Raw genomic sequence first — 9,454 nt, forward strand, 5'->3', positions numbered from 1 at the left:
ACAGCCGACGTGCTGCGGGGCTGACACGGGCACCGTCTCAAAAACGGTTGCGGTCTCAAGACGGCTCTACGAGACAGGCACCACTCTCCTGTGCTCGTGTTGCAGCCAGGTGGGCAGTTACGCGATGCAGGCGCACTGGCCTGCTATGCGGCGCGGGTGCTGGCTGCTGGCACCGGTGGCGCAGGCCGGTCAGGAGGTCGTGCGGTGGCCAGGTGAGGGGTGATGAACGAGCACGCTGAGCCGCCTGACGCCGCCTACCGTCAAGACGTGATTTCGAGGCGTCGACGCCTGGTGCCCGCCCGCGGGCCGAGTCGGCGTCGGGTCAGCCTCGACGCCCAGGACCCGGGCGCCGACCTGGCTCGGCGGGCCAGACAGCACTGGGTCGCCGGCGTGGCTGCATGCCTGGCCAGCGTCGCGGTGGCGGTGGCGACCATCGACGTCGACGAGCCCATCGTCCTCGCGTCCTACGTCCCGCGGCGCTGGCACCTGGTGGCTCCCCTGGCGATCGGCGGCACCATCGCCCTGATCAGCGCTGCTGTGCACCGCGTGCACGCCCTCGAGCTCGCGGCTCGACGCCCCGGGAGGCGCGTGCTGCGCACGGTGGGCCTCGCCCTGGCCACGACGGCGACGCTGCTGGCCTCGGGCATCGCCGCCCTGAGCATCGGCTTGCTGGACGCCGTCTCCGGCTACCACGTCTTGAGCCCCACCAGCGCCCAAGGGTGCCGCGTCCTGGTCGCCGAGGACACCTTCTTGCTGCTCGGCAGCGGGCGCGTCTTCCTCGTCCCGCCCGGGTCCCGCTCACCGCGCCAGGTCGCGACCTTCAGCGCCGACGACGGCTACGCCCCCATCACCTCCGGCACGTACCGGCTCACCTGGAACGGCTCCACAGCGGACCTGGACATCTGGGGAAGCGAAGACATGCCGATCGGCTACGACCCTGTCCCCCTGCAGTGCTCAGGCTGAGCTGACACGGCGCCCCGCAGGTACGCCGAGACGCGCGGTCACAGCGCTGTCTAGGCGCAGCTGCCGTCTTGCACGTGGCGGCTTCCAAGACGCTGCGGCCGGTGATGGGCGACTCGTGTGTGCGGGTGAGCGATCCAGCCTGATGGTGCAGCGAAGCGGTGAACAGCACGCTCGCGCACGAGCGTGGACACACGATGAGCTTGTGCACCGAGAAGGCGATCACGCACCGGCAGCGGGCAAGCCCGCCATCTCGCGGGCTCGGCGCCGCCTCAACATCCTCCTCCTCCTGATCTGCGTGGCGTGCGTGCCGCTGTCCGCGGGCTTGTACTTTCTGGCGCTGATAACGGGCCCCTTGCGCATCGACGAGGCGTGCGAGCGTGCACTGCACGCACCGATGACCCGCTACGACGAGCAGCTCTTCCCCCTCATCCGCAAGACGTGCATCGGTGGGGGAAGAGAAGTCGAGGTGGTCTCACCCGGGGTCGCGCTGCCGGCAGCGGTGACCTCGTCCGTCTCGATCGGCGCGACGCTGTACCTGTGGCAGACAGGTCGGCGCCGGCAGCGCTGGTGAGGGTGAGCGGCAGCGCTGCACTTCGCACCCGAGAGCTGCTCGCAGCTACGCGCTCGGTGCTGCCTGCGCACGCTCGCGCTGCTGACGCGAGGGCCGGCGCCAGGAGCCTGCTGCCGCTCGGTGGAGGCTGGGCCGCTTCAGGAGCCGGTGACACAGCCGATGATAGGACCGGTGACGCGACAGGCGTCGCAAGGACGGCACGCCGGTTCTTTCAGGCAGCAGCGACCTACCAGTGGTGCTTCACGGGGGACGAGTGGGCTCAGCAGTGCTGCAGCAGCCCTCGAATTGGTGCAGCAGCCCTTCGATCGAGCTCATCGACGCCACCGGGCGCACGCCGACCAGCGGCGGGGGCGTGGTGCCGCAGGGCCTAACCTTCGGAGCGGTGTTTCAACTCCTCGTTGATGACGACCAGCTCAGCCACCTCGGGCTCGCGCGGCTGGACGAGGACGTCGCCATCGCCCCGCTATTCGAAGCCTCGGCCACATGCGCGCCCTAGGTGCCACCTGCTCATCAGTATGAGTGCTCACCTATCGTAACAATCGCCGGCCGAGGTGTCCGCCGAACGCACGAGTGAGGCAAGTTGCGTCGGAGTTCAACACCAGCCCCCCCACATGAACCTTGCTCAGAGCAAAAGCTAGAGCATTGAGGTGATACCTCCATCGCGCCCGGGCCTCCAGCGACCCCTCACGAGTCGTTGGTGTACGAAGGCATCGAAATACCAAGACCCCTACTGCGAGCGGGGGAATCTCTTCGATTGGCCCCGGCGCAGCCGCGTGCGTTGCTAGCTTCTGCGCGCCTGGCCCGTGTCGCCCGGTGACGTGGCGGCGCGGCGCTGGAGTCGCGCACTGCCGCGTCGCAGATGAGCCCAAAAGAAGGGTGAACGTTGAACAAGAAGCCGTTGCGGAGCCTGCTGATCGGTGCAGTTTCCGCCAGCATGCTCGCCGTCGGAGTGCACCCCGCCGGCGCCAGCACCAGCCCTCCCGCCTCCTCCGAGGACGTCACAGCCGAGGTCGTCGCCGAGGTCAGCGAACTGACCGGTGACGCGCTGATCGACGCCGGTGCGGCCGGACTGGCCACGACCCCCTTCGCCGACACAGGTGCCGGCGCTGAGGCCGAGGTCGGCACGCGCGACGGGGTCAGCGTTCAGGGCGATTCCCTGACCCTGGCAGGTGGCAACGACATCACCATCGCCCTGCCGATCGCGACCAACGACAGCGCCACGCTGGCGCCGGACGGCACGCTGGTCTTCCCCTCCACCGAGACGGGCCTGCACGTGCAGGTGCAGGGCATCGCCGGTGGCACCGCACGCGTGCTGACCGTGGCGGAGGAGTCCTACAGCCAGTCCGCGACCCACGAGTACGCCTACGAGCTGACGCTGCCCGCAGGGGCGAGCCTGGTGCCCAACGCCGATGGTGGCGTGGACCTGGTGCAGCAGGGCGCGCAGGTGCCGGACACGCTCAGCGCGGAGCAGATCGCGGCCGTCGACCTCGACGCGCTGCTGCCCGAGGTCAGCGAGACCGACAGGGCCACGCAAGCGCAGGCGGTCCTGGACGCCGGCAGCGGCACCCTCGCCGGTGAGGCACCGGTCGTCGTGGGCGCGTTCCAGGCACCGTGGGCGGTCGACGCCGACGGCACCCAGCTGCCCTCGCGCTACGAGGTCAACGACGGGTCCCTGGTGCAGGTCGTGGACACCACCGGCGCCACGTTCCCCGTCGTCTCCGACCCGTTGCCGCTGGTGGCGATCGCTCTGGGGGTGGCCGCTCGCGCGCTGGTGCCCCACCTCGTGCGCGCCTTCGCCGTCCAGACGATCCGCGCCGGCGCCGCCTTCACCATCCGCGGCGGGCACGCCACCTTCACGGCGTTCAAGCGCGCTGTTGGCGGCCCGCGCTCGGGCTACCAGTGGCACCACATCGTCGAGCAGTCCGCGGGCACCAAGCGCGGCTGGGACCCGCGCGGCATCCACAACCCGAACAACCTCGTGGAGATCCCCACCCAGGTGCACCAGAAGTGCGTCAACTCCTGGATGGCCCGCAAGAACGTCAACCAGTTCGGCATCAGCACCCGCGCCGGTGAGACGATGCGCGACGCCGTGCACCGGCAGACGTCCTTCTCGACCCAGCACCGCATCGGTGTCGAGCTGCTGCGCTTCTGCGGGGTGCAGATCTGACCGAGCCAGCCCGCAGCGCGATCGGGCACCTGAACGACAGGCGTGCGAGGACACCGGTGCCGCGCTGCACCAGCTGAGACAGCGCTCCGGTGCCGAAGATGCCCCTCCCCGGCACCGGAGCAAGTCACAGCTCTCGGGTGGCTTCCTGGAGCTGAGGGCAGCGCCCATGCCTCCAGCGCACCCACACCCCGGCACGCCACGAGCCCGGCACGCCACGAGCCCGGCGCGCCACGAGCCCGGCGCGTTCGATCGGCGCGACCCGGCGTGCCGGGTCGGTCCCCACCGCGCAAGAGCGTTTGAATGCAGCTGCCAGCTCAGGGCGTCAGCCGATGACCAGCACATCGAGGAGTGAGACCGACATGGGTCGCAAGAAGGCGCCGGCACCCGCGCCCGTCAACGCCCCCTTCACGGCCCTGCAGGACTGGGCCGCCGGCCAGCCCCATGACCTGGCCTTCCTCACCCGGGATGCGGCGTGGTCGCCCACGTTCTCCGAGCAGTCCTTCCCTGCGGGCATCGCCGAGGTGCACCAGCTGTGGAGCACCGGCGCGGACCTGTCCTGGCTCGGCGGCCCAGCGCTGCGCCCATCAGCCACCTCCCCCGCCGCGGCGCACAGCGAAGCAGCCAGCAGCGAAGCAGCGTGGCCGCGCAGCAGCGCAGGTACCGCACTGTCCCACGTCATCACGATCGCCCTGGCCGACGCCCACCGCGCCGGCGACGCCGAGACCAAGGCCGGCTGGCCCCAGCACGCCGAGGGTCTGCCCACCACCGGCGCGTTGGAGGTCTTCCACGACCTGAGCACCTTCGGCACCGACCCCGCCGACGGCGACAGCGCCGCCTGGCTGGTGCGCTGGCTGCCCGAACCCGACCGCAGCGCCTTCGCCACCGAACCGGACGACCTGGACACCCCCGGGTCCGTCTGCCAGGCCGGGTTGTTCCAGCCCGGCTGGAGCACCCCCTCCCCCGAGGACCTGCTGCACGCGCCCGAGGAGCAGTTCGCCGCCGCCGAAGCGCTCACCGGTGAATACCGCCGCGCGTGGATGCTCCAGCGCGCCCTGCCGAGCAGCGAGTACCTCCTGCCCACCACCCACCTGTACGGACACAGCCAACACGGCACCGATCTGGCCCTGACGACCTTGCGCGAAGCCCTGCCCCTGCAGAGCGACGACAGCCACCGCCTGGTCCTGGAGGTCGAGAGCTGGACGCACCTGAACGGCTGGTTCGGCGATGCGGGCACCTTGCAGGTGTGGATGCGCCGCAGCGACCTGCACGCCCGCCGCTTCGACGCCGCCTGGTGCATGATCCGCACGGACTGAGCCGGTGACCACCTCGATGCCCGAAGCGGGCGCCACCGGCGTGGGCCAGGTCCGCTGCGAGCAGGAGCAGCTCAAGGGCCACTGACCGGCCACCGGTGAGAAGGACGCTGTAGGGACCAGTCGCGAGACGGCGTATCGCGGCCTTTCGACCGTTGCCGTGTACCGATCCGCAATCGCTGGCTCCCGAGAGCACCCAGGCCCGCGATGACTCCCCATTCATGGCGATGGCTACAGAGTCGACAAGCCCTGGACCCATCCGCGGCTGCGCTGAGCGCAGCGCAGCGCTGACGAACTGTGGCCCTGCGTGCGCTCCTGCACCCGAGCGGGCAGCAGTCCACCCGTCAGCACCCGCAGCACCGACTCGGGCCGCCACACTGCGCCGGTGAAGCAGCGCACGTGGCCACGGGCAGTAGCGGCTGCAGCCTTGAGCACGGCCGCGTTCGCGGGATGGCGCTGGGGCTTCTCCCCCGTCGTCGGTGAAGGCACCTTCTTGCCCTGGACGCTGCTGGGCCTGATCGCGGCCACCGCCACCATCGCCACCGACCGCCTCACCCGCCCGTTCACGGGCGTGGCGACCACGGCCGCGGCAGCGGTCCTGGCGGACCTGCTCACCGGTGAGCGCGGGGCGCTGGGCGCCTCCAGCGCCTTCGACGTCACTTACGTCGCCTTCCCCGCCGCCGCGCTGGCCGCCGCGTTCAGCGCCCTGCACCTGCTCCTGGCGCGCCTGCCGCGCTCTGAACGCCCCTGGGCCGGGGCGGTCGCGCTCTTGGGCGCTGCGGCGTGGGTGGCGTGGCTGGGCTGGTGGCCGCTGGACGACAGCGGCCCGGCCCACCCCGGCGCCCTGCTCGCCGCAGCAGTCGGCACGCTGATCACCGCCACCGCCCTGGGAGAGGTCACCCTCGGCAGGTGGCGCGGCGCTGTGTTCGCGCTGGCGCCGGCAGCACTGCTGGCCGTGCCGCCGCTGTCGACCTCGGACGCGCTGTGGTTCATCGCGTGGCTGGTCTTGACCTTCGGCGCCGCGCTGGTGTGCCTGGTGACGGTCGGCGCGGTCGCCGCCGTTCGCGGCACCCGCCGGCACCTGCACGCAGCCCCCCGCTGAACACGCTCCAACCGCCACCAGCACACGCTCGCCGGCTGGGGAGCTCAACGGCCTCACCGGCGTGCGCACACGGCGTAGTGCAGGCATGGTCGCCGTCTCAGAAACGGTCGCTTCTGAGATGGCCTGGCTAGGCCTTGACCGCACGGTCATGTCGATGACCAGCACATCGCGTTCGCCGACGTTGCACTGCTCTGCGGACCCGCGCGAGCCTCATCGGGGACTGGAAGCTCCGTTCAGAGGCACTCCAGGGTGGTCACGATCCACTCGTCATTGGTCGTCCGCGAAGCGGTCACCTGCCAGTCGCCGCTCTTGAACAGGACTCTGCTCGAGTCGCCGCCGGCATCCTCCGTCCACGTGCTGCCTGGCGGCGCCTCCTCCGGCGCTCGGCCCACCGGCGACGTGCCGTCCAGCCACTCCTGCAGCGCGGTCAGCGGGTCGGACGCGCCAGGTGTGTCCGCGGGCAAGTCGACGGTGAAGGCTTCAGCGCAGGCAGTCCCACTGGCACAGCCACCCAGCACGGCCACAGCAGCCACCGCACCGGTGACCGCGAAGGCTCGACGACGCCACACGCCCCTCGGACGCTGTGGCCTGCTGATCTGTTCCCTGCCCAGCGGAGCTTGCGCCATGCGATTGATCATGGCTCCGACCTCACGGTCATCCCGCGCTCAGTGCGCGCCTGAGGAGGAGCGCGGGACCATGTTGTAGGTGATCACCGGGCTGCGGTCGGCGAGCCGGTCGTAGAGCTTCCGAGCAGTGTTGGCCTGTCCCGTCGTCCACCGAACCGTGCTCCACCCCTCGCCCGCGGCCATCGCGCGCAGGTGCTCCAGCACCGCACGAGCCCCGCCACGCCCCCGCTGGCTGGGATCGACGAACAGGTCGTCCAGCCAGCACCCGACCGAGCCGGCCAGGGGCCGCTCGAACAGGCGGTAGTGCGCCAGGCCGACCACCTCCTGCCGCTGGTGCTCGCGCAGGAGTAGGCAGCGTGTCTGGGCCTGCGGGTCGACGATCCAGGACCACACGCGCGAGAGGTGCTCGTCACTTAAGGTCTCACCGGCGACCTCGCCGTAGGCCAGGTACAGCCGTTGCCACGCGGTCCGGTCGGCATCGGTGGCCGGGGTGGTGGTCCAGGTGGGGGTGCCCGCGCTGCTCACCGGAGCAGCCTCTCGCGGGGCAGCACACAGTCGTCGCGCCCCTGCGACGACATCACAGTCATGGCGCCGTCCAGACGCGGTCATTATCTCAAAAACGGTGGGTTATAAGATGCCCGGCCGGGCGGCGGAGGTGCGCGCACACCCGCGCGAGTCGGCCTCAGCGTGGCTTCAGCGAGGCCGGCAGCGGCGTGGTGGCGGTGACGTCGATCAACGTGCCGTCGGGCTGCACGCGCACCGCCCCCCAGTACCCCTCATCGATGCAGCCCGGTCCGTTGATGTCGGAGCTGACCGCCAGAGCCGCCACCGGCACGCTCACCTCCCGCACCACCGGAGCGCCCTCGTCGTGCAGGCGCAGGTGCGCGGTAGGAGTGGGACCCCATGTAGAAGTCGAACATGAACGCATCGCCCACCTCCTCGCCCCCGGTGATCGCCGGGTCGGTGCTGAAGGAGCGCACGTAGGCGCCCCGGCACACGTCGTCGGCGCAGTAGTCCACGACCAGGGGGTCATCGGGCGCCAGGGGCGGCTCGTTCAGCGCCCGCATCTGCACGAAGGTCAGCCCGAAGGGCGGGCCGACCTCGGTGCACGCCTTCGCCGAGCCCAAGCCGAAGCAGGCGCCGGCCAGCAGCAGCAGGCCGACGCCGGCGCCGGCGGCCACGAGACGAGTGCGCACGACGCTTGGACGTCGCCCACCACTCACGCGGTCAGGTCAGGCACCGGGGTCGCCGGCGACAGGACGAGGGTGAAGGTGATCGTGCGGGCGGGGTCCAGCTGGCTGCTCCAGGTGAAGGTGCCCGGTGCGGCAGTGCGGACGTCGACGCGCCAGCGCGTGCGCCCGGCCGGTGGGGTGGGCTCGGACTCCCCCACCGGGCACGCGAACCCGTTGACGCCGCGCTGCACGAGCACCTCCGTCTGCCCGTCGTGCAGGACCAGCCGTTCTGGTTCACCGTCGCCCAGGCCCCAGCGGTGCAGGCCGGGGACCTCGGCCACCAGCCAGCCGTCGGGCAGGGCGGGCAGCTGCGCGCTCGCCGAGCCCTCGTCCACGCTCTGCGTGCCGCTCTGCAGCCGCACGCTCTCCCCTTGAGAGGGCTCCAGGACCACGCTGAGGTGCGCGGCCAGAGCGGCCGCCGGGTGCACCGGCTGCGGCTGCGGGTCCGGCCGCGGGTGCAGTTGCGGGTCGAGCTCGCGCGTCGAGGCCGCTGCGGCGATCGCCTCCTCCAGCGCACGGCGCTGCTCATCGCGCCACGCCTGGTGCCGGCGGCGGCGTTCTTCGAGCACCACCAGGTCAGCCTCCTGCAGCGGCGCCAGGCTCAGCGGTGCGATCTGCTCGTTCAGCGCCTGGATCTCCTGCGGCTCCAGCTCGGCGAGGACGGCGCTGCCGGCGTCGCGAAGGAGCAGCAGGCGGGCACCGGCCGCGTCGAAGGCCTCCATGTGCCGGCAGGAGCCGGCGTAGACCAGCAGCGCCAGCCAGTGCGCCTGCGGGTCCTCCAGCGCCACGCGGGTGTCGTTGCGGTGCCGGACCCCGCGGCCGCCGGCCAGGCGCAGCTGCACCAGCGCCTGCACGACCACCGCTCCCAGCTCCTCGCGGCGATCGGGGCGGACGTCGACGTGCACCCGCTCGATCCGGAAGCTGAGGTGCTGCAGCAGCATGGCGCACACCTGCTGCGCCAGCATCGGATCGCTCAGCTCCTGCTCCAGCACGCACGGCACCTGCAGCACTGTGGGCACGGGCCCATGGTGCCCTCCGGCCCGCCCCTTCGAGCGAACTTCCGTGCACCGCTCACTGCACCGTGCGGTGTGCTGTTCAGCGCACCAGGGCGGCCAGCACGGCGCTGAGCACGATGAGCGCGAGCATCCATCCCGCGCGGCGCCACCACGCACCCGTGCCGGCCCGCGGCTTCGCAGCACGGTCCTCGATCAGGACCAGGTAGTCCGTCGCCCGCCGCACCCGTGATCGCCGCACCTGTGATCGATCCTCGGCCATGCCGGGACCGTAGGGCCCCCGCAAGCGGCGGCGAGCCCGCCCGCCGCCTGGCGGCTCCTGCCGCCGCACGGGCCGGGTCGTCGCACGGGCCGGGTCGTCGCACGGGCCGGGTCGTCGCACGGGCCGGGTCGTCGCACGGGCCGGGTCGTCGCACGGGCCGGGTCGTCGCACGGGCCGGGTCGTCGCACGGGCCGGGTCGTCGCACGGG

The 9,454-nt window shown here is 71.6% G+C and carries 11 protein-coding genes; 6 read left to right on the forward strand and 5 right to left on the reverse strand.

From position 1 onward, the window contains the following. Positions 1-390: 390 nt before the first annotated feature. The 6 genes from ACRYMN_RS05855 to ACRYMN_RS05880 all read left to right on the forward strand — a co-directional run bounded on the left by ACRYMN_RS05855 (position 391) and on the right by ACRYMN_RS05880 (position 6,113). Positions 391-963 carry a hypothetical protein gene (locus tag ACRYMN_RS05855; protein WP_432492934.1) on the forward strand — a complete coding sequence of 191 codons (573 nt, stop codon included), beginning with the start codon at positions 391-393 and terminating at the stop codon, positions 961-963. A 202-nt stretch (positions 964-1,165) separates the two neighbouring features. Then, the gene (locus tag ACRYMN_RS05860; protein ID WP_432492936.1) at positions 1,166-1,534 is read left to right on the forward strand and encodes a hypothetical protein; all 369 of its coding nucleotides are present in this window, start codon (positions 1,166-1,168) and stop codon (positions 1,532-1,534) included. A 265-nt stretch (positions 1,535-1,799) separates the two neighbouring features. Continuing rightward, the gene (locus ACRYMN_RS05865; RefSeq protein ID WP_432492938.1) at positions 1,800-2,030 is read left to right on the forward strand and encodes a hypothetical protein; all 231 of its coding nucleotides are present in this window, start codon (positions 1,800-1,802) and stop codon (positions 2,028-2,030) included. A 438-nt stretch (positions 2,031-2,468) separates the two neighbouring features. Then, the gene (locus ACRYMN_RS05870) at positions 2,469-3,701 is read left to right on the forward strand and encodes a hypothetical protein (protein ID WP_432492940.1); all 1,233 of its coding nucleotides are present in this window, start codon (positions 2,469-2,471) and stop codon (positions 3,699-3,701) included. Between the two features lie 359 nt (positions 3,702-4,060). After that, on the forward strand, positions 4,061-5,014 hold the full coding sequence (locus tag ACRYMN_RS05875; protein WP_432492942.1) for a DUF1963 domain-containing protein: 954 nt from the start codon (positions 4,061-4,063) through the stop codon (positions 5,012-5,014). Between the two features lie 424 nt (positions 5,015-5,438). Continuing rightward, entirely contained in the window at positions 5,439-6,113 is a 675-nt protein-coding gene (locus ACRYMN_RS05880; RefSeq protein ID WP_432492944.1) for a hypothetical protein, read from the forward strand. A gap of 233 nt (positions 6,114-6,346) precedes the next feature. Here ACRYMN_RS05880 and ACRYMN_RS05885 read toward each other — a convergent pair whose 3' ends face one another. From ACRYMN_RS05885 to ACRYMN_RS05905, 5 genes are all read right to left on the reverse strand, one after another. Further along, positions 6,347-6,751 carry a hypothetical protein gene (locus ACRYMN_RS05885; protein ID WP_432492946.1) on the reverse strand — a complete coding sequence of 135 codons (405 nt, stop codon included), beginning with the start codon at positions 6,749-6,751 and terminating at the stop codon, positions 6,347-6,349. 27 nt (positions 6,752-6,778) lie between these two features. Beyond that, entirely contained in the window at positions 6,779-7,264 is a 486-nt protein-coding gene (locus ACRYMN_RS05890; RefSeq protein ID WP_432492948.1) for a GNAT family N-acetyltransferase, read from the reverse strand. A 251-nt stretch (positions 7,265-7,515) separates the two neighbouring features. Next, positions 7,516-7,935: a hypothetical protein gene (locus ACRYMN_RS05895; RefSeq protein WP_432492950.1), complete on the reverse strand. Its 420-nt coding sequence runs from the start codon at positions 7,933-7,935 to the stop codon at positions 7,516-7,518. 23 nt (positions 7,936-7,958) lie between these two features. Then, entirely contained in the window at positions 7,959-8,990 is a 1,032-nt protein-coding gene (locus tag ACRYMN_RS05900; RefSeq protein ID WP_432492952.1) for a hypothetical protein, read from the reverse strand. Positions 8,991-9,066: 76 nt separating this feature from the next. Continuing rightward, the gene (locus tag ACRYMN_RS05905) at positions 9,067-9,246 is read right to left on the reverse strand and encodes a hypothetical protein (protein ID WP_432492954.1); all 180 of its coding nucleotides are present in this window, start codon (positions 9,244-9,246) and stop codon (positions 9,067-9,069) included. Positions 9,247-9,454: the final 208 nt, after the last annotated feature.

The organism is Kineococcus gypseus (genome assembly GCF_050871305.1).
Lineage (GTDB): Bacteria > Actinomycetota > Actinomycetes > Actinomycetales > Kineococcaceae > Kineococcus > Kineococcus gypseus.